10 protein-coding genes are annotated in these 20,947 nt (G+C 64.8%); 9 read left to right on the top strand and 1 reads right to left on the bottom strand.

The window, feature by feature from the left end; genetic code table 11:
• Genes treZ through glgB form a run of 5 tightly spaced genes read left to right on the top strand, consistent with a single transcriptional unit; the run spans position 1 to position 15,560 of the window.
• A complete protein-coding gene (treZ, locus tag ACFPFW_RS05915) occupies positions 1-1,806 on the top strand; it encodes a malto-oligosyltrehalose trehalohydrolase (protein WP_114957037.1) in 1,806 nt (601 codons plus the stop codon).
• Positions 1,803-6,689: a malto-oligosyltrehalose synthase gene (locus ACFPFW_RS05910; protein WP_114957036.1), complete on the top strand. Its 4,887-nt coding sequence runs from the start codon at positions 1,803-1,805 to the stop codon at positions 6,687-6,689. The genes treZ and ACFPFW_RS05910 overlap by 4 nt, the downstream gene beginning before the upstream one ends.
• On the top strand, positions 6,686-10,033 hold the full coding sequence (locus ACFPFW_RS05905) for a maltotransferase domain-containing protein (protein WP_114957035.1): 3,348 nt from the start codon (positions 6,686-6,688) through the stop codon (positions 10,031-10,033). The genes ACFPFW_RS05910 and ACFPFW_RS05905 overlap by 4 nt, the downstream gene beginning before the upstream one ends.
• Before the next feature lie 19 nt (positions 10,034-10,052).
• A complete protein-coding gene (gene treS / locus ACFPFW_RS05900) occupies positions 10,053-13,298 on the top strand; it encodes a maltose alpha-D-glucosyltransferase (RefSeq protein ID WP_114957034.1) in 3,246 nt (1,081 codons plus the stop codon).
• 18 nt (positions 13,299-13,316) lie between these two features.
• Positions 13,317-15,560, top strand: coding sequence for a 1,4-alpha-glucan branching protein GlgB (gene glgB / locus ACFPFW_RS05895; RefSeq protein WP_379770001.1), 2,244 nt, complete (start codon positions 13,317-13,319; stop codon positions 15,558-15,560).
• A 12-nt stretch (positions 15,561-15,572) separates the two neighbouring features.
• Here the strand turns inward: glgB and ACFPFW_RS05890 are convergent, their stop codons facing one another.
• On the bottom strand, positions 15,573-16,604 hold the full coding sequence (locus ACFPFW_RS05890; RefSeq protein WP_379769822.1) for an apurinic/apyrimidinic endonuclease family protein: 1,032 nt from the start codon (positions 16,602-16,604) through the stop codon (positions 15,573-15,575).
• Positions 16,605-16,710: 106 nt separating this feature from the next.
• Here ACFPFW_RS05890 and ACFPFW_RS05885 point away from each other — a divergent pair, with 106 nt between their 5' ends.
• The 4 genes from ACFPFW_RS05885 (at position 16,711) to ACFPFW_RS05870 (ending at position 20,911) form a co-directional block, all read left to right on the top strand.
• Positions 16,711-17,589, top strand: coding sequence for an SDR family NAD(P)-dependent oxidoreductase (locus ACFPFW_RS05885; RefSeq protein WP_114957031.1), 879 nt, complete (start codon positions 16,711-16,713; stop codon positions 17,587-17,589).
• Positions 17,590-17,649: 60 nt separating this feature from the next.
• Complete coding sequence (gene cysD / locus ACFPFW_RS05880; RefSeq protein WP_114957030.1) at positions 17,650-18,585, top strand: sulfate adenylyltransferase subunit CysD; 936 nt, start codon at positions 17,650-17,652, stop codon at positions 18,583-18,585.
• Positions 18,585-20,495, top strand: a complete 1,911-nt coding sequence (cysN, locus tag ACFPFW_RS05875) for a sulfate adenylyltransferase subunit CysN (protein WP_114957029.1) — start codon at positions 18,585-18,587, stop codon at positions 20,493-20,495. Before cysD ends, cysN begins: the two co-directional genes overlap by 1 nt.
• A 164-nt stretch (positions 20,496-20,659) precedes the next feature.
• Positions 20,660-20,911 (top strand): hypothetical protein, encoded by a 252-nt coding sequence (locus ACFPFW_RS05870; RefSeq protein ID WP_114957028.1) that lies wholly within the window; start codon positions 20,660-20,662, stop codon positions 20,909-20,911.
• Positions 20,912-20,947 lie beyond the last annotated feature (36 nt).

Genomic DNA, 20,947 nt, shown 5'->3' with positions numbered 1-20,947 from the left:
ATGCCACGCGTGCACGCAATGCCGTTTGGCGCGCAGATCGTTGATGACGGCGTGCGGTTCGCATTGTGGGCGCCGACGGCGAAGCACGTGACGCTCGTGGTGGACGGGCGGGAGACCGACCTGCCCGATGCCGGCGACGGCTGGCGCGAGGTGACGGTCCGGGAGGCCAAGGCCGGCAGCCGCTATCAGTATCGCATCGGCAAGGACCTGACCGTGCCCGACCCGGCCTCGCGCTTCCAGCCGGACGACGTGCATGGCGCAAGCATGGTCGTCGATCCGGCGGCCTACAAATGGACGGTCCCCGGTTGGCACGGCCGGCCTTGGGAAAAGGCAGTGATCTACGAGGTGCATGTCGGCACCGCGACGCCGGAGGGTACGTACGCCTCGCTGGAGAAAAGGCTGCCGGAGCTCGCCGATCTCGGCGTCACCGCGATCGAGCTGATGCCGATCGGCGATTTTCCGGGCAAGCGGAACTGGGGCTACGACGGCGTACTGATCTACGCGCCCGACGCCGCCTACGGCACGCCCGACGAACTGAAGCACTTCGTCGACACCGCTCACAAGCACGGCCTGATGGTCTTGCTCGACGTCGTCTACAACCACTTCGGACCGTCAGGGAATTATCTTCACGCCTTCGCGAAAAAGTTCTTCACCGAGCGGCACCACACGCCCTGGGGCGCGGCGATCAATGTCGACGGCGAGGGCGCGGAGATCGTGCGCGACTTCTTCGTTCACAACGCGCTCTACTGGCTCGACGAATACAATCTCGATGGCCTGCGGCTCGATGCTGTGCATGCGATCCTCGACGACAGCGAGCGGCATCTCCTCGACGAGCTGGCGCGGCGGGTGCGTGAAGCGTTTCCGGGCCGCGACATCCACCTGATCCTCGAAAACGAGGCGAACGAGGCGCGCTGGCTGGAGCGTACGAACGGCAAGCCGCATTTCCACACGGCGCAATGGGCCGATGACATCCACAATTGCTGGCACCCGCTGCTGACCGGCGAGGACGAGGGCTATTATGAGGACTTCGCCGACAGCCCGGTCGAGAAGCTCGGCCGGGCGCTGGCCGAGGGGTTCTGCTACCAGGGCGAACAGTCCAGGCATCTCGGCAAGAAGCGGGGAGAGGCTTCCGGGCACCTGCCGCCGCAGGCGTTCGTCGCCTTCCTGCAGAACCACGACCAAGTCGGCAATCGCGCGCTCGGCGAGCGGCTCGCGCATATCGTACCGGCCGAGAAGCTGAAGCTGGCGCGCGCCGCGCTGCTGCTCGGGCCGCAGATTCCGATGCTGTTCATGGGCGAGGACTGGGATGCGTCCACGCCGTTCCAGTTCTTCGTCGACTTTTCGGACGACAAGGGCCTGTCCAAAGCCGTGCGCGAGGGGCGACGGGCGGAGTTCAAGAAGTTCAAGGCGTTCAAGGATCATGAGGATCGCGTTCCGGATCCGACCGACCCGAAGACATTCGAGCGGTCGCGGATCGACTGGGACGAGGTGCACAGGAAGCCGCATGCGACCTCGCGGGCGGAGACGAAGGATCTGCTGAGGATCCGCGCCGAGGAGATCGTTCCACTTCTGAAGACCCGGTTCCGCGGCGGCAGTTACGGAGTGCCGCACGATATGGCGCTCGCCGTCGAATGGCTGTTCGATGGCGGGCGCTTGAGACTGCTTGCGAATTTCGGCGACGACGTTCTGGAAGCGGAACTCGCGCCCGGCGAGCGGCTTCTGTGGCGGAGCACCGATAGCGTTGTCGCGGGGACGAGCGTGCACCTGCCGCGCTGGACAGGAACCATTATCAAGGGCGGGGCATGAGCGACAGGGACGAACTGCTGGCCAGACTTTCGGACCTTGTCGGCATCGCCGACGGCTATTACGGGCAGACCGGGGAATACGTCCGGACCTCGCCGGAATCCCGGCAGGCGGTGCTGGACGGCTTCGGCCTGCCAACCGCGACGGTTGGCGAAGCGCGGCACAGCCTGGCGCTCGTCGAGGCGCTCAGGTGCGGGCTGATACCGCCGCTGCCGGTCGTGACCTCCGGCCAGCCGGGTGGAATTCCGGTCCGCAATCCGCAGGCGGGTGAGGTCGAGTGGAGGCTGATCGACGAGGCCGGCACGGTGCGCGAGGGCAGGGCCGGTATCGAGGACGGTTGGTTCACGCTGCCGCCCTTGTCGCCGGGCTACTACGCGCTCGAGGCGTCCAGCGGCGGCGCGAAGGCTTCGGCGACTTTGATTTCCGCGCAGCCGCGCTGCTGGGCGCCAAACGAGATCGCCGATGGTGCGAAGCTCTGGGGCGTCACCGCGCAGGTCTATGGACTGACCTCACCGCGCAATATGGGCATCGGCGATTTCACCGATATCGCGGAAGCGGCGACCGGCTCCGGCGCGCTCGGCGCGAGCTTCCTCGGTCTGTCTCCGCTGCATGCTCTCTTCGCCGCCGACCGGTCGAAATATTCGCCGTATTCGCCATCATCGCGGCTGTTCCTCGAGAGCCTGCACATCGATCCGACCGCGATCGAGGGTTTCGCCGGGAGCAAGGCCGCATCGCTTTACGAGAGCGAGGAGTATGCCGGTGAGCTGGAGAAGCTTCGCGCCGGCACGCTCGTCGATCACGAGGCGGTCTGGGCACTGAAGCGGCCCTTGCTCGATGCGCTGTTCGAGGATTTTTCCAGGCGCGCGGACGATGACCGGTTCGCCGCATTCCGAGCGGAGCAGGGCGAGCAGCTCGAACTGCACGCGACGTTCGAGGCGCTGGCCGAGCATTTCCGCGCCGAGGGGCGCTGGTGGACCGGCGACTGGCCGCAGGATTTCCAGTCGCCCATTTCGGATGTCGTCGCCTTCTTCCGCGAGGAGAAGCGGGAGGAAATCGCCTTCCATGCCTGGCTGCAATGGCAGGCGGACATGCAGTTCGCCTCGGCCTCGGCCAAGGCGCGCGACTCCGGGATGATGGTCGGACTCTATCGCGACCTCGCTGTCGGCGCCGATCGCGGTGGTTCCGAGGTCTGGGCGGCGCCGGAGCGCTTCTCGCAGACGCTCTCGGTTGGTGCGCCGCCCGACCCGCTCGGGCCGCAAGGGCAGAACTGGGGCCTGCCGCCGTTCGACCCGCTGGCGCTGGAGCGTCAGGGTCTCGCGGCATTCCGGGCACTGGTGACCTCGAACATGCGCCACGCCGGCGCCATCCGCATCGACCATGCGTTTCAGCTTCGCCGGCTGTTCCTGATCCCGCCGGGCGGGTCGGCGGCCGAGGGCGCCTATGTCTCGTATCCGTTCGAGGCGCTGCTCGCGGTCCTTCGGCTGGAGAGCCACCGCCACAAATGCCTCGTCATCGCCGAAGACCTCGGCACCGCGCCCGAAGGCTTCTCCGATGCGATCATGGAAGCGGGGCTGTTCAGCTATCGCGTCATCTACTTCGAGCGCGAGCAGGACGGCCGGTTCAAGAAGCCGGACACGTTTCCGCGCGACGCGCTGTCGGTCTTCACCACGCACGATCTGCCGACCTTGCGCGGTTGGTGGCGCGGACTCGACGTCGACCTCCGCCAGACGCTCGGCGTGTTCGACCGCGAGACCTCGGAGCGCGAGCGTGAGGCGCGGCGCCGGGAGATCGGGCAGTTCTGCGAGGCATTGGTCGAGCAGGGCCTCCTGAGCGATCCGACTCCGCCCCCGGAACCGCCGCTCGAAGCCTGCGTCCGTTATCTCGCCCGCACCTCCTCCGCGCTGACCTCGATCCAGTTCGAGGATGTGGCGGGCGAGCTCAACCAGGCCAATCTGCCCGGCCTCGACAAGGGGCATCCGAACTGGCAGCGGCGACTTTCAGTCGATGTCGAGAACCTCGTCGCTCCAGGAAGCCAACTCGCCAAGCTCGCGGCGGCCCTCGTGGAGGAGGGCCGCGGCGCGCGCCCTAATGTAAGCGGCCTGTCCGTGCCGCCGCCCCTTGCGACCTACAGACTGCAATTCCACAAGGACTTCACCTTCGACGATGCGGTGGAGATCGTTCCCTATCTCGCAAGGCTCGGCATCAGCCATGTCTATGCCTCGCCGATCGCCCAGGCGCGGCCGGGATCGACCCATGGCTACGACATCGTCGACCATTCGACGATCAACGTCGAACTCGGCGGCGAGGAAGCGTTCGTCCGCCTCTCAGATGCGCTGAAGGAACACGATCTCGGGCTGATCCTCGACATCGTGCCGAACCATATGGGCGTCGGCGGCGCGGACAATGCGGCCTGGCTGTCGGTGCTGGAATGGGGCGAGGCCTCGCCGCTCGCGAGCACGTTCGACGTGGACTGGCACCGGCTGGGTGCCGGCGGCAAGCTCGTCGTGCCGTTCCTCGGCAATCGTTATGGCGACGCGCTGGAAGCGGGCGAACTGAAGCTGACCTTCGATGCGGAGAAGGGCGAATTCGCGGTCTGGCACTGGGAGCACAAGCTGCCGATCTGCCCGCTGAATTATCCCGACATCCTCGACCGCGCGCTCGCGGCCCTGCCGGACGAGAAGAACGGAGGACGCACCGAGATCCTCGCCGTCAGCGAGCGTTTACGCGCCATGGCGCTCGAAACGGCGCCGGAGCGCCGCGCCAGCTTCCCCGAGGAGGCGGAAGCGCTGAAGCAGCGCATTGTCGTGGCGGCGAAGGCGCAGGACGTCGAAACGGCGCTGGAACGTGCCGTGACCTTGATGAACGGCATCGCCGGCCAGCCGGAGAGCTTTAGCTCGCTGCATCGCTTGCTGGAAGAGCAGAACTACCGCGTCGCGCATTGGCGGGTCGCGGCGAGCGATATCAATTACCGCCGCTTCTTCGACATCAATTCGCTCGGCGGCATCCGCGTCGAGAAGCCCGAAGTGTTCGAGCGGGCGCACGAGCTGATCTTCCGGCTGGTGCGCGAGGATCGCATCCAGGGTCTCCGCATCGACCATATCGACGGTCTCGCGGACCCCGAAGGCTATGCCCGGGCGCTGCAGGATGCGGTGGGTCCCGGCTTCTATGTCGTCGTCGAGAAGATCCTCGAACCGGGCGAAGAGCTGCGGCCCTGGCCGGTGGCGGGCACGACCGGCTACGACGTGCTGAACCAGATCGACGGCGTCTTCGTCGATGGACGAAACGTCGAGCGGTTCGACACAATCTACAAGGACATCAGCGATCTCGATGCGGGTTACGGGGCCCAGCTTCGCGCGGCGAAGGAGGAGATCGTCGAGACCGCGTTCGCGAGCGAACTCGGCGTCCTCGTCTCCGACCTCAAACGCGTCGCGAACGCCGACCGGAAGACGCGCGACTATCCCGTCCTCGCGATCCTGCGCGCGCTGGTCGAGATCATCGCGCGCTTCCCGGTCTACCGCACCTATATCGGCCCCGACGGCAATCCGGAGCCCGCGGATGTGGCGCTACTGGCGAAGACGCTGAGGCAGGCCAAGCGCTGGTCGAACCTGCCCGACCGCTCGGTGCATGATTTCATCGGCGCGGCGCTGACCGGCGAGATCGATACGTCGGGTCCGGGTCGGCCGGCGCCGGAGGATGTCGCGCGGTTCCGCCGCCGCTTCCAGCAACTGACCGGCCCGGTGATGGCCAAGTCGCTGGAGGACACGCTGTTCTATCGGTACGCCCGTTTGATCTCCCTGAACGAGGTCGGCGGCGATCCGGACCATTTCGGCATTCCGGTCGAGAAGTTCCACGCGCTGAACGAGGCGCGGGCAAACAGCTGGCCGAACGCGATGATCGCGACGGCGACGCACGACACCAAGCGCGGCGAGGATGCGCGGGCACGTTTGACTGCACTGTCGGAACTGCCGGACGAATGGGCGCGCGCGCTCGACGACTGGCGCGATGTCGTGGAGGGGATGCTCGGCCGGATCGACGGCGAGGAGGTGCCGGACGGCAACGACCAGGCGATGATCCTGCAGGCGCTGCTTGGAGCGTGGCCGCTCGAGCTGCTGGAGGGCGACGACGCCGAACTGGCCGATGCGTTCCGCGACCGGATCAAGGCCTATGCCGAAAAGGCGCTGCGCGAGGCCAAGCGCTTCACGAGCTGGGTCAACACCGATGAAGAGTACGAGAAGGCGGTCGCCGATTTCCTCGACGAACTGCTGATCCCGGGCGGCGATTTCTTCACCGAGTTCCGGCCGCTCGCGAACCGGCTGGCCCGGCTCGGGACGCTGAACGGCCTGTCGCGCACCGTGCTGAAATGCACGCTACCGGGCGTTCCGGACATCTATCAGGGCACCGAATTCTGGGACTTCTCGCTGGTCGATCCCGACAACAGGCGGCCGGTCGATTACCGCGCACGGGAGGCCGCGCTCGCGGCCGGAAAGAGACCAGACGAGCTTCTCGGCGACTGGATGAGCGGGGCGGTGAAGCAGGCTCTTATCGCTCGCCTCCTTGCCGACCGGGCCGATACGCCCTTGCTCTATGCGGAAGGCGGTTACTCGGCGCTAACCTCAAAAGGGGCGAAAGCCGAGCATGTCATCGCCTATTTACGGGTGTTGGGTCAGGATGCGCTCGCTGTCGCAGTACCCCGGCTCGTTGCGGGGCTGGTGAGCGGCGACGCAAGTCTGCCCGACGCATCCGTCTGGGAGGACACGACAATTTCGGTGCCCGCCGGACATTGGCGTGATCTCGTTACCGGACGGATAGTCGAATCCGATGGTTTCTTATCCGCCGGGGAGCTCTTCTCCGCATTCCCGGCCGCCGTCTTGAGGAAGGTTCCATGAACGCGCCGCGCGCTTTCGACCATACCCTGGGGGACAAGACGTTCGGTTCGGCTCATGGCCCCCGGATCTACAACCTCTTTCCGCTGCTCGCCGGCACCGTGCTCGGCTGGAGGGCGGAGCTGCCGCGCATCGCCGCGATGGGTTTCGACTGGGTCTATGTGAACCCGTTCCACCAGACAGGCGGCTCGAGAAGCCTCTATGCGGTGGCGGACCCCTATAGGCTCGACGAGCGGTTCCGCGACGGCCACGAGACGTCCGACGACGCGCAGGTCGCGGCTTTCGTCGAGGACGCGGCGGCGCATGGGCTGAAGGTGATGACGGATCTCGTCGTCAACCACACCGCGCGCGACGCCGTTCTGGCGCATGAACGGCCGGATCTGTTCAGGAAGAACGAGAAGGGCGAGATCGAGAGCCCTTACGCGATCGATCCCATCGACCCGTCGATCAAGACCGTCTGGGGCGACCTCGCCGAGCTCGACTACCACAAAGCCGAGGCGCGCGGTTTCCTGATCGAGTATTGGGACCGCTATGTCGCCCACCTCCAGGGCCTGGGCGTGAAGGGCTTCCGCTGCGATGCCGCCTACAAGGTGCCGGCCGATGCCTGGACGGCTTTGATCTCAAACGCCAAGACCCGCGACCCGAACTGCGTGTTCGCTGCGGAGACGCTCGGCTGCACCTTCGATGAGACGAAAGCGGTGGCGGAAGCTGGCTTCGATTATCTCTTCAACAGCTTCGCCTGGTGGGACCGGAGGGCGCCTTGGGCATTGGAGCACTACGAGGCGCTTCGCACCGTCGCGCCGTCGATCGCGTTTCCCGAGAACCACGATATGGCGCGGCTCGCGTCGGAAATGCCGGAAGACCCGGATTTCGTCTCGCGGCAGTTGAAGGCGCGCTATGCGCTGGCCGCTCTGTTCTCGTCCGGCGTGCTGATGCCGCAGGGATATGAATGGGGTTACCGCAAGGCGCTGCATGTCGTGAATACGGCGCCCGCCGACCGCGAGGACACCGGCGTCGACATCTCGGAATTCATCGCCGCGGTGAACCGCCTGCGCGCCGACCTGCCGCCTGCGAACGTCGAGGGGGCGCAGCGACGGCTCAGCGCGCCGGACAGCCCGGTTCTGGCACTTCTGCGCATCGACGGCGGCCACCCTGTGTCGGCCTCCTATGCAACGCTGGTCCTCACCAATACCGGCAACATTCCCGAACCGGTCGAAGCGGGCGATCTGATCGTGCTGGCCGGCGGCGGTTTCGGCCATTTCGCTGACATGACACCGGGTGTCGAGCCGGTGGGCTTCGCGCCCGGAGAGCCACTCGCCATTCAGCCGGGAGAGGTGCGCATCTTTGCGTCCGCCCGCGCGCTGCCTCAGGACAGACCGGAAAGCGAAAAACCGGACGGCGAGGGCCGCGTCATCATCGAGACCGTCTGGCCGGAGCTCGACGGCGGCCGCACACCGGTGAAGCGCGTGGTCGGCGATGTGGTCGAGGTCTGGGCGGACATCTTCACCGACGGTCATGACAAGGTTGGTGCCGAGGTTCTCTATCGCGCCTCTGACGAGAAGGAATGGGCGCGCGTGCCCATGGTGTTCGTCGACAATGACCGCTGGAAGGGCTCGTTCCCGCTGGAGCGCAACACCCGCTACGAGTTCACGATCGAGGCCTGGCGCGACCGCTTTGCCTCCTGGCAGAGCGAGATCGAGAAGAAGGCCGCGGCCGGTCAGAACGTCCGGCTCGAAATCGCCGAGGGCATCGAGATCCTCGAAAAGGCGGAGCAGCACGCGGGCAAGTCCGACGCCAAGGCGCTGTCGAAGATCCTGAAAGAGGTCGAAAAGGAAGAGGACGGTTCCGACGCGCAGCTTACCGTCCTGCTCGACCCATTCAATGCGCTACGCATCGGCAAGTCGGCCGAGCGCGCCAATCTGACCCGCTATCCGCGCAAGCTGGCGGTGATCGCCGACCGCCTCGCGGCGCGGTTCTCGGCCTGGTACGAGCTGTTCCCGCGCTCGATGTCGGACGATCCGATCCGGCACGGCACATTCGCGGACGTCATCCGCAAGCTGCCCTACGTCCGCGACATGGGCTTCGACGTCCTCTATTTCCCGCCGATCCATCCGATCGGCACGACCAATCGCAAGGGCAAGAACAACACGCTGACGCCGTCGCCCGACGATGTCGGCTCGGTCTATGCGATCGGCTCGAAGGAGGGCGGCCACGACGCGCTGCATCCGGATCTCGGCTCGTTCGAGGACTTCCGTCGCCTGATCGCGGCGGCGCACGAATACGGCCTCGAGATCGCGATCGATTTCGCGATCCAGTGCTCGCCCGATCATCCCTGGATCAAGGATCATCCGGACTGGTTCGACTGGCGGCCGGACGGCACGCTGAAATTCGCCGAGAACCCGCCGAAGAAGTACGAGGACATCGTCAACGTCGATTTCTACAACAAGGGCTCGCTGCCCTCGCTGTGGTACGCGCTGCGCGACGTCGTCCTTTGCTGGGCGCGCGAGGGCGTGCGCATCTTCCGCGTCGACAACCCGCATACGAAACCGCTGCCGTTCTGGGAGTGGATGATCGCCGAGGTGAACGCGGAATTTCCGGACGCGATCTTTCTCTCCGAGGCGTTCACGCGGCCGAAGATGATGAAGAAGCTGGCGAAGATCGGCTTCCAGCAGAGCTATACCTACTTCACCTGGCGCAACACCAAGGCGGAGCTGACGGATTACGTCACCGAGCTCGCCGGGGAGATGGGCGAGTACTACCGGCCGAATTTCTTCGTGAATACGCCGGATATCAACCCGGTCCCGCTGCAGACATCGGGCCGCGCCGGCTACATCGTCCGCGCGACCCTGGCATCGACGCTGTCGGGCGCATGGGGACTCTATTCGGGCTTCGAGCTTTGCGAAGGCACGCCGCTGCCGGGCAAGGAGGAGTATCTCGATTCCGAGAAGTACGAGATCAAGGCGTGGGACTGGAACCGGCCCGGCAACATCCGCGACCATGTCGCCGCGCTGAACCGGATCCGCCGCGAAAACCCGGCTCTGGCGGACTTCCGCAACATTCGTTTCCTCAACGCCTGGAACGACAACGTCATCGCCTATGCGAAGCTGACGGAGAAGCGGGACAATTGCGTGGTCGTGCTGGTGAACCTCGACACGACGAGCCGCCAGGATGTCGATTTCGAAATTCCGCTCTGGGAGTTCGGTCTCCCCGATCACGCCACGATCGAGGCCGAAGATTTGCTTGGTGGAGGACGATTCGCACTGCGGAACAAAACGCAGCGCATCGCCCTTGATCCTGCCAACCGGCCAGTGGTCATCTGGCGCCTGATCCCGCCCAGCCCCCAGTAAGATCCTAGAGCGAGCCCCCATGATCGATCGCAGCGACCCGCAATGGTTTCGGGACGCAATCTTCTACCAGATCCACGTCAAGTCGTTCTTCGACTCGAACAATGACGGGATCGGCGATTTCGAGGGGGTGACCCAGAAGCTCGACTACATCAAGGATCTCGGCGTCACGGCGCTCTGGATCATGCCGTTCTACCCATCGCCCTTGCGCGACGACGGCTACGACATCGCCGATTATCGCGACGTCAATCCGCAATACGGGACGATGAAGGACTTCCGGCGCTTCATCCGCGAGGCGCATGCGCGCGGACTGCGCGTGCTGACCGAGCTCGTCATCAACCACACATCCGACCAGCACCCCTGGTTCCAGCGAGCGCGCAAGGCGAAGAAGGGCTCGCCCTACCGCGACTTCTATGTGTGGTCGGACACCGGAGAGGAATATTCCGACACCCGCATCATCTTCCTCGACACCGAGAAGTCGAACTGGACCTGGGATCCGGAGGCGGGCGCCTATTTCTGGCATCGCTTCTATTCGCACCAGCCGGACCTGAACTTCGACAATCCGCGCGTGCTCGCGTCGGTCCTGCAGGTGATGCGCTACTGGCTCGACATGGGCGTCGACGGGCTCCGGCTCGACGCGATCCCGTACCTTATCGAGCGCGACGGCACGAATTGCGAGAATCTTCCTGACACCCATCAGGTCATCAAGCGCATCCGCCAGGCGCTCGACCGTTCCTATCCGGACCGGCTGCTGCTTGCCGAGGCCAATCAGTGGCCGGAGGACACCGCGCCCTATTTTGGCGACGGCGACGAATGCCATATGGCGTTCCACTTCCCTCTGATGCCGCGTATGTACATGGGCATCGCGCAGGAAGACCGTCACCCGATCACCGACATCATGCGGCAGACGCCGGACATCCCGGAGGGCTGCCAGTGGGCGATCTTCCTCCGGAACCACGACGAGCTGACGCTTGAAATGGTGACCGAGTCGGAACGAGATTACCTTTGGACCTTCTATGCCGGCGACCGGCGAGCGCGCATCAATCTGGGCATCCGCCGCCGCCTCGCGCCGCTGCTTGAAAACGACCGCCGCAAGGTCGAATTTCTCAACTCGCTGCTGTTCTCGATGCCGGGCACGCCGTTCCTTTATTACGGCGACGAGATCGGCATGGGCGACAACATCTATCTCGGCGACCGCGACGGCGTACGTACGCCAATGCAGTGGTCGCCGGACCGGAACGGCGGCTTCTCGCGCTGCGATCCGGCGCGGCTGTACCTGCCGGCGATCCAGGACCCGATCTACGGCTATGAGGCGGTCAACGTCGAGGCGCACCTTCGCAGCCCCGCGAGCCAGCTCAACTGGCTGCGGCGACTGATCGCCATCCGGAAGAACTTCCGCGCTTTCGGCCGCGGCTCCCTGCGGTTCCTCTATCCCGAGAACCGCAAGGTCCTCGCCTATATCCGCGAGTTCGACAGCGAGATCATTCTCTGCGTCGCCAATTTCTCGCGCGCGCCGCAAGCGGTCGAGCTCGATCTGTCGGATATGAACGGGCGGATACCGACGGAGTTGACCGGCGGCACGGAGTTCCCGGCGATCGGCGAGCTGCCTTACCTGCTGACGCTGCCCGCCTATGGCTTCTACTGGTTCTCGCTCGGCGAGCCGGTCGTTGACTACACGCCGGTCAGGCATGCGCCGGAACTGTTCACCCTCGTCATCCAGGGCACTCCGGACAGCCTGTTCCGCGACCGCGAGCAGATCGCATTCGAAAAGACCGCTGCGCCGTCGTTCCTGCCGCTGCAGCGCTGGTTCGCCGGCAAAGGCTCGGTCATCGCCGCAGTCGAGGTGCTCGATCACACCGTTATGCGTGACCCTGCCGGGCGGGACACCTTCACCTGGCCGCGCATCGCGGTGGATCTGAAGAACGGCGAGCGGCAGATCTATTCGCTGCCTCTGGCGATCGCGGAGAAAGAAAGCGAGGGGCTCGTCCCGTGCTCGCTGGCGCGCGTCCGACGCGGCCCGCGCGTCGGCCTGCTTTACGACGCGGCGGCGTCGGCCGAATTCTCGCTGTCGATCATGGCCGGGCTGGAGCGCGGCGCGAATTTCTCGACCCGGGACGGCGGACGCATCCATTTCGAAACGACGGAGAAGTTTGCCGAGGCGCATTTCGTCTTCGACGACGGCGATCATCCGCGCCGCGCCAAGGGCGAACAGTCGAACACCTCGATCCTGTTCGGCGAGAAAGCGGTTCTGAAACTCTACCGGCGGCTCCAGCCGGGCGTGCATCCGGAGGTCGAGGTCGGACGCTTCCTGACCGAGGTCGGTTACCGGAACGCGCCGGCCTTGCTCGGTTCGGTCGAGCACATTGCCCAGGACGGCACGCCGACCGCGCTGGCGATCCTGCAGGAATACGTGCCGAACCAGGGCGATGCTTGGGGCCAGACGATCGATGCGCTGAAACGCGAACTCGAAACTTACGCGCTTCTGCCGGAGGACGCGACTTCGCCACTAGAGGAGGCTTTCGCGCCTTATCTCCGCTATGCCGGCATTCTGGGCCACCGCACGGCTCAGCTGCATATCGCGTTTGCGACGCCGACGCAGGACTCCGCCTTCGCCATCGAGCCGCTGACGATCAACGACGTGCAGTTGGCGGCGGAGGACGCCAAGCGGCAGTCCGAGCGCGCCTATGCCGCTCTCTATGCCATTCCGGAACGGTCTCGAAGCGCGGACGTGCAGCGGCTGATCGCGCTGCGCGAGCATGCGGTGGCGGCGATCGACCGGCTGGTGATGGACCCGAAGGGCGCGATCAAGACGCGCATCCACGGCGATTTCCATCTCGGTCAGGTGCTAGTCGGCGAAGGCGACATCTTCATCGTCGATTTCGAGGGCGAGCCTTCGCGGCCGGCGGCCGAACGGAGGCTGAAGTCCTCGCCGACGCGCGACGTGGCAGGGATGCTACGGTCGTTCGCCTACCTCGCCGAAACAGCGGCCAGCGATGTCGGCGCGCGGCTGAGCGACAAGGCGGACCTGGTCCACACGACGTCAGAGGAATTCCGCAAGCTGATCTCGCATGCCTTCGTCGAGGCCTACCATGAGACGTCGAAGGGTACGGCAATCTGGGTCGAGGACGATGCGACGCGCCGCGATCTCCTCAGGCTGCACCTCTTCGGCAAGGCATTCTACGAGGTCGCCTACGAGGCAGATAATCGGCCGGACTGGATCGGAACGCCTGTCAGGGGCGTTTTGTCTTTACTCGACGAGAGCAATTGAGGAGCGCGAATGGGTGAGATGATCGACATCGGAACCGCGCGAGCGTCCCGCTCCGGGCCGGACATAACCGGGCTGCCGGCGGGGGCGATGGATGCGATCGTCATGGCGCGCCATGGCGATCCGTTTGCGGTGCTCGGTCCGCACAAGATCGCACAGGGTCTCTGGGAAGTCCGCGCCATGTTGCCGGGCGCGAAAGCCGTCTCCGTCGTCAGCCATGACGGCGTGAGCGTGTTCGAGGTTATGGAGAAGCGCCATCCGGACGGCTTCTTCGTCGCGCGGTTCTCGTCGCGCGAGCGGCCGGATTACCGGCTCAAGATCGACTGGGGCACGGCGACCGAGCTTCGGCAAGACCCCTACCGGTTCGGCAGCGTGCTGCACGACAGCGATGTCCGCCAGCTTCGCGAGGTCGGAAACGATGCGACCTACCGCTTCCTCGGCGCGCAGCAGCGCGCTCACGAGGGCGCGAGCGGCTTCTCCTTCGCGATCTGGGCGCCGAATGCGCGGCGCGTCAGCGTGGTCGGGGACTTCAACAATTGGGATGGCCGGGCCCATGCGATGCGCCTTCGCCATGATGGCGGTGTCTGGGAATTGTTCATCCCGGATCTGAAGATCGGCAGCCGCTACAAGTTCGAGATACTTGGTGCCGGCGGCAATCTGCTGCCCCTGAAGGCAGACCCGGTAGCATTTGCGGCGGAGCTCCGTCCGGACACCGCTTCGCTCCTCTACGGCGCTCCGGACTTCAAATGGTCCGATGCCGACTGGATGGCCAAACGCGGCCAGGGCGATCCGCGCAAAAAGCCGACCACGATCTACGAGGTTCATCTCGGTTCGTGGATGCGCGTTCCGGAAGAGAACAACCGCTCGCTGACCTATCGCGAACTGGCAGAGAAGCTGATCCCCTACGTTCAGGAAATGGGGTTCAGCCATATCGAGCTTCTGCCGATCACCGAACATCCGTTCGACGGTTCCTGGGGCTACCAGACGATCTCGCTGTTCGCGCCGACGAGCCGTTTCGGCACGCCCGAGGATTTCCATTATTTCGTCGAGGCTGCGCATGCGGCCGGCATCGGCATCATCCTCGACTGGGTGCCGGGCCATTTCCCGGTCGACGGCCACGGCTTCGGCCAGATGGACGGAACGCATCTCTACGAGCATGCCGATCCGCGCCAGGGCTTCCATCAGGACTGGGGTACGTACATCTACAATTTCGGGCGTTCGGAGGTGGCGAGCTTCCTCGTCGCCAATGCGCGGTTCTGGCTGGAGCGCTACCACCTCGACGGCCTGCGCGTGGATGCCGTCGCCTCCATGCTGTACCTCGATTATTCGCGCAAGCACGGCGAATGGATCCCGAACCGCTATGGTGGCAACGAGAACCTTGAGGCGATCGATTTCCTGCGGAAGATGAACGAGACCGCCTACGCGCATTCACCCGGCGCGACGACCGTCGCCGAGGAATCGACCGCGTGGCCGGGCGTGTCGCAGCCGACCTATACCGGCGGCCTCGGCTTCGGCTTCAAGTGGAACATGGGGTGGATGCACGACACGCTGCGCTTCATCTCGAAGGAGCCGGTGCATCGCCGCTACCATTACCACGACCTGACCTTCGGCCTGCTTTACGCCTTCTCCGAGAATTTCATCCTACCGATCAGCCACGACGAGGTCGTGCACGGCAAGGGATCGCTGCTCGGCCGCATGCCGGGAGACGAATGGCAGCGCTTCGCCAACATGCGCGCTTATCTCGGCTTCATGTGGGGCCACCCTGGCAAGAAGCTGCTGTTCATGGGGCAGGAATTCGCGCAGGGCCGCGAGTGGAACCACGACAGCTCGATCGAATGGGACCTGCTGCAGTATCCCGTCCATTCCGGCGTGAAGGACCTCGTCCGCGACCTCAATCATCTCTATCGTGCCATCCCGGCTCTGCACGAGCTCGACTGCGAGCCGCGCGGCTTCGAATGGCTGGTCGCCGACGACAGCGACAACAGCGTCATCGCCTGGGTTCGCAACGGCGAGAAGGACGGCGACATCGCCGTCGTGGTCTCGAACTTCACGCCGGTGCCGCGCGAGAACTACCGACTGGGCGTGCCGTTCTCGGGCTTCTACCGCGAGGCGCTGAACACCGATGCTGGCATCTATGGCGGCTCGAATCTGGGCAATGCCGGCGGGGTGAACGCCGAGGAGGCGGAGAGCCACGGACGGCCCTATTCGCTGGATCTGACGTTGCCGCCGCTGTCGACGCTGATCTTTGAGAGGCGCGGCGGGTAAGTCCCGCAGCCTTCAAGTGGAAATGGGGTCAGCGAGCTGAGCTGCCATTTGCTCCGAGGCGAGATTTTTCGATTTCGCTTCGACTTCGATGTCCGTCCAGGTGAGATGCCTGCCAACAAAGGCGTTAACCGCGCGGTTCCACATCAGATCGGAGTGACCGCGCAGGTCGCGGGCCGAGATGCCGCAGGCGATGAGGGCGGCGAAGTTCGGCAGGACGTCCGGATCGTGATCGCCGAGCAGGGCCTCACGCGACACGCTGATATGGCTAAGCGGTCGCACCCCCCGCCATGAGGCGCGGACGATGTCGAGCCGGGGGTCGTCGGGCTCGATATATTCGCCTTGGCTCATGATCCAATGGTGATGGAAGTCGATGACGATGGGAACCTCGTCTGCAATCGGCAGCAGATCATCCAGTCCGTAGGAGACCTCATCGTTCTCGACGGTTAGAAGGCTACGGGCATCTGCGCTGAGCCGCGCTAGTCCCTCGCGGAAGAGCGCGAGCCCGGCGGCGCGAGAGCCGCCATGAATGTTGATGCTGGTGCCGTTCGGGTGCCAGCCGCCCGAAAGCCCCATCATGCCGAGGACCTGCGCGTGATATTCGAGCTCCCCCAGGCTGTTTGCGAGCTGCGCCCCGGTTCGGGCGTTCAGCACGCAGAACTGGTCGGGATGCATGCTGATCCGGATTCCGGCGGCGCGGGCGAGAGCACCCGCCTCGGCAAGCCCAGTCTCGATGATCGACCGCAGTTCCGGCTCTCGATAATGGCGGCCGAGCGGGTGATTGAAGGCCGGCAGGATCGAACTGATGATCCGGAGGAGACGCTGTAGCGGCGGCCGCGCTGCCACGTCGGATAGTTGCAGCTTGAGCGCCGTCATATTGTGGCGCGCGAGCAAAACAAGCTTCTCTATAGCTTGAACGTCGCTGAGGCGAGACAGCGCCGTTATCGTCGTCGAAGCCATGTTCATTCGCTTGGTCAGCGCGGGATCGCGATCAGGCGGCAGGAATTTGCAGCAGTATCCCAGGCGAGGCGAGGTCGCAGCGCGCATCCCGCTCACCTGTCGCATGCGCGGGAAACGTCAAGCCCGGAACAGCGATGTCTGTGAGACGTTTCGGCCGTGGGTGGTGGGCGCATAACGACGAGGAAATCACCCCATGCCCGGACGTCTCGAAGGAAAAGTCGCCATCGTCACCGGAGCCGGGACCGGCATCGGTGAGGCGATCGCTCACAAGTTCGCGAAGGAAGGTGCCAGACTCCTCCTGTCCGGCCTGCCGACCGACCCGGTCGAGGATGTGGCCCGCTCGGTGGAGAAGAATTTCGGCGGCAAGGTCGAGACGCATCTGGGCGATCTCTCTCGCGAGAACGTGGCGAAGGCCTGTGTCGACGCGGCTATCGGCCATTTCGGCCAGCTCGACGTTCTGGTGAACAATGCCGGCGTGTTCGTCGCGACCGGCGAATTGCAGGACTACCCGATCGAGAAGTTCGACGAGACGATCCGGAACAACATCCGCTCGATGTTCCTGATGTCGAAATTCGCACTGCCTCATCTCCAGAAGACGCGGGGCAACATCGTCTCCGCAGGGTCGGAATCCGGCGAGATCGGTCTCTCGATGAACGCGCCCTATGGCGGCACCAAAGGCTTCGTCCATTCCTTCACGCGCGGCCTCGCGGTCGAGCAGGCGAAGTACGGCGTTCGCGCCAATTGCGTCTGCCCCGGCCCGATCGATACCGCCTGGACGCACAAGGAGACGGGTCCGATGGACGCCGACATGGAGAAGGGAATCGTTGCAGGCACCGTTCTGGCGCGGCGCGGAACGCCGGAGGAGATCGCCAATGTCTATGCGTTCCTGGCATCCGACGAGGCGAGCTATGTCACCGGGGCGCTGTTCTTCGTCGACGGCGGGACGACGATCGGCAAGGGCGATGTCGGCAGCCTCGTTCCCGAGCAATTACGTGCCCAGCCGGATGGGACTTTATCGCTCCGCCACAGCCGCGACGGGCTGAAGAACAAGGAAGTCGTACAGGCGAAATAACAGTTTTATTCTGTGTATATCGAATAATCCGCACGATTGCATGTGAAGCGGGAAGCGACTATGTCCCCTGCTTCACATTTGCCGTCTGTGGTTTTGCCCGTGCATGCACATCTGAAGCGTCTGGAAGCGGAGTCGATCGGCATCATGCGGGAGGTCGCGGCCGAGTTCCGCAACCCGGTGATGCTCTACTCGATCGGCAAGGATTCGAGCGTCATGCTCCACCTTGCGATGAAGGCTTTCTATCCGAGCGTTCCGCCGTTTCCGTTCCTGCACGTCGACACGACCTGGAAGTTCCGCGAGATGATCGCCTTCCGCGAGGCCGAGGCGAAGCGGCTCGGCTTCGAGTTGCGCGTGCATATCAATCAGGAAGGGCTGGCGCGCGGCATCAATCCGGTTGCGTCCGGCTCTTCGGTCCATACCCAGGTGATGAAGACCGAAGGGCTGAAGCAGGCCCTCGACAAATGGGGCTTCGACGCGGCCTTCGGCGGCGCCCGCCGCGACGAGGAGAAGAGCCGCGCCAAGGAGCGCATCTTCTCCTTCCGCAACCAGAACCACGCCTGGGACCCGCGCGGCCAGCGGCCGGAGCTGTGGAACCTGTTCAACACCCGCATCAAGCAGGGTGAATCGATCCGCGTCTTCCCGATCTCGAACTGGACCGAGCTCGACATCTGGCAATACATCCTCGCCGAGGACATCCCGATCGTGCCGCTCTACTTCGCCAAGGAGCGGCCGGTTGTCTGGCGCTCGGGCACCTGGATCATGGTCGACGACGACCGCCTGCCGTTGGAGCCGGGCGAGCAGCCGCAGATGAGAAAAGTCCGCTTCCGTACCCTCGGCGACTATCCGCTGACCGGCGCGATCGAGAGCGATGCGGTGACAGTCGAGGACATCGTCGAGGAGATGATGATCGCCCGCACGTCGGAGCGTCAGGGCCGGCTGATCGACACCGACGAAAGCGGCTCGATGGAGAAGAAGAAGCGCGAGGGCTATTTCTGATGGATACCGCGCTCGCGACCCGCACCCTTGCGCTCAACACGCCGGCCGGCGACGGCAATCTCTTGCGCTTCATCACCTGCGGCTCGGTGGACGACGGCAAGTCGACCCTGATCGGCCGGCTGCTCTATGAATCGAAGACGATCTTCGAAGACACGCTCCTGACCCTGGAGAAGGATTCGAAAAAGCACGGCACGACCGGCGAGGAGATCGACTTCGCGCTTCTCGTCGACGGCCTGGAGGCCGAGCGCGAGCAGGGCATCACCATCGACGTCGCCTACCGCTTCTTCGCGACGCCGAAGCGCTCGTTCATCGTCGCCGACACCCCCGGCCACGAGCAGTACACCCGCAACATGGCGACCGGCGCCTCGACCGCCGAACTCGCGATCCTGTTGATCGACGCCCGTCGCGGCGTGCTGGTGCAGACCAAGCGCCACGCGTTCATCTGTTCGCTGCTCGGCGTGAAGAACGTCATCCTGGCGGTCAACAAGATCGACCTCGTCGACTACGACGAGACGGTGTTCCAGAGGATCGTCGCCGACTTCTCGTCGTTCGCGCAGAATCTCGGCTTCACCTCGATCCTGCCGATCCCGCTATCGGCACGGTTCGGCGACAACGTCACCGAGCGTTCAGCCAACACGCCGTGGTATCGCGGGCCGAGCCTGATCCAGCACCTGGAGACGGTGGAGATCGGCGCAACGACCGAGAACGCGCCGTTCCGTTTCCCGGTGCAGTGGGTCAATCGGCCGAACCTCGATTTCCGCGGCTTCTCCGGCACGCTCGCCTCGGGCTCCATCAAGGCCGGCGATCCGGTTTTGGTCGCGGGCTCCGGCAAGACGACCAAGGTGACGCGCATCGTCACCGCCGATGGCGATCTCGACAGGGCGGTCGCGGGCGATGCGGTGACGCTCGTCCTGGCCGAGGAGGTCGATGTCGCGCGTGGCGACGTGCTGTGCGAGCCGCAGGACCGGCCGGAGGTTGCCGACGGCTTCACCGCCCATGTGCTCTGGATGAGCGAGACCCAGCTCCAGCCCGGCCGCTCCTATATGCTGCGCGTCGGCACGCGCTGGGCGCCGGCGACGGTAACCGGCATCAGCTATAAGATCGACGTCAATACGCTGGCCCATCAGCAGGGTTCGTCGCTGACGCTGAACGAGATCGCGGTGTGCGAGATCCAGACGGCGACGCCTGTCGCGTTCGATCCCTATGAGGAGAACCGCGGCACGGGTGCGTTCATCCTCGTAGACCGCGCGACCAACGAGACCGCCGCGGCCGGCATGATCGTCCGCTCGCTCCGCCGAGCGACGAACGTCCACCGCGAGGACCTGGCGCTCGACAAGACGGCGCGCGCGGGCATCAAGTACCAGAAGCCGCTGGTACTCTGGTTCACCGGCCTGTCGGGCTCCGGCAAGTCGTCGATCGCGCGGCTTCTGGAGCGCAAGCTCCATGCCGCTGGCCACCACACCTACATGCTCGACGGCGACAATCTTCGCCACGGGCTGAACAAGGACCTCGGCTTCAGCCAAGCCGACCGCGACGAGAATATCCGTCGCGTCGGCGAGGTGGCAAAGCTCTTCGTCGATGCCGGCCTGATCGTGCTGTGCTCGTTCATCTCGCCCTATGCGGCCGAGCGGAAAGCGGTGCGCGACCTCCTCGGCGAGGGAGAGCTCATCGAGATCTTCGTCGATACCCCGATCGAGGAATGCGAGCGGCGCGACGTGAAGGGCCTCTACGCCAAGGCGCGGGCCGGCGAGATCAAGGATTTCACCGGCGTGTCCGCGCCCTATGAGCGCCCGGAGAAGCCCGAGCTTCGGCTCGAGACGGTCGATACCGACGTGGATACGCTTGCCGAGATGGTGCTCGATTACGTGCGTCGCGCCGCTCTTGCGGGCGAGAACTGGGTCAGTCCGTAGGTGCCGTCATGCTCCGGCTTGACCGGAGCATCCATACCGACGCTCAAAAATGGATCCTCCGGTCAAGCCGGAGGATGACGGCTGTCGCTGCGCACTTGTCCGGGGAACGCCATGAAACCCCACGCCACTCCCAATGGTTCTCCTTGCACGACAGGGAGGCCCAGATGGCAGACGACCGCAGACGCGAAGAAGAATTGCGTGGACGCCCGGAAATGAACCCGGCGGAGGTCCGCAAGCGGCTCTGGAGCGAGCCGGGTGGCGATGAGGAAGCGCTGCGCGAGGCCAAATCCTCCGCGCCCGAGGGCGACACCGACGACCATTCGGAAGAGACTGCGGCCGAGACGCCGGAGACTACCGAGCATCTCTCCGACGCGCATATCGACAAGCCGAAAAAGGCCGCCTCCGAGGGCTCGTGAAGTCGCAATTCGCGAGGAACCCACCTCGGCGGGCGA

It is taken from the genome of Flaviflagellibacter deserti (genome assembly GCF_042652085.1).
Lineage (GTDB): Bacteria > Pseudomonadota > Alphaproteobacteria > Rhizobiales > Methylopilaceae > Flaviflagellibacter > Flaviflagellibacter deserti.
The sequence above is the reverse complement of the archived record's forward strand: the minus strand, read 5'-3'. Positions and strand labels throughout refer to the sequence as shown.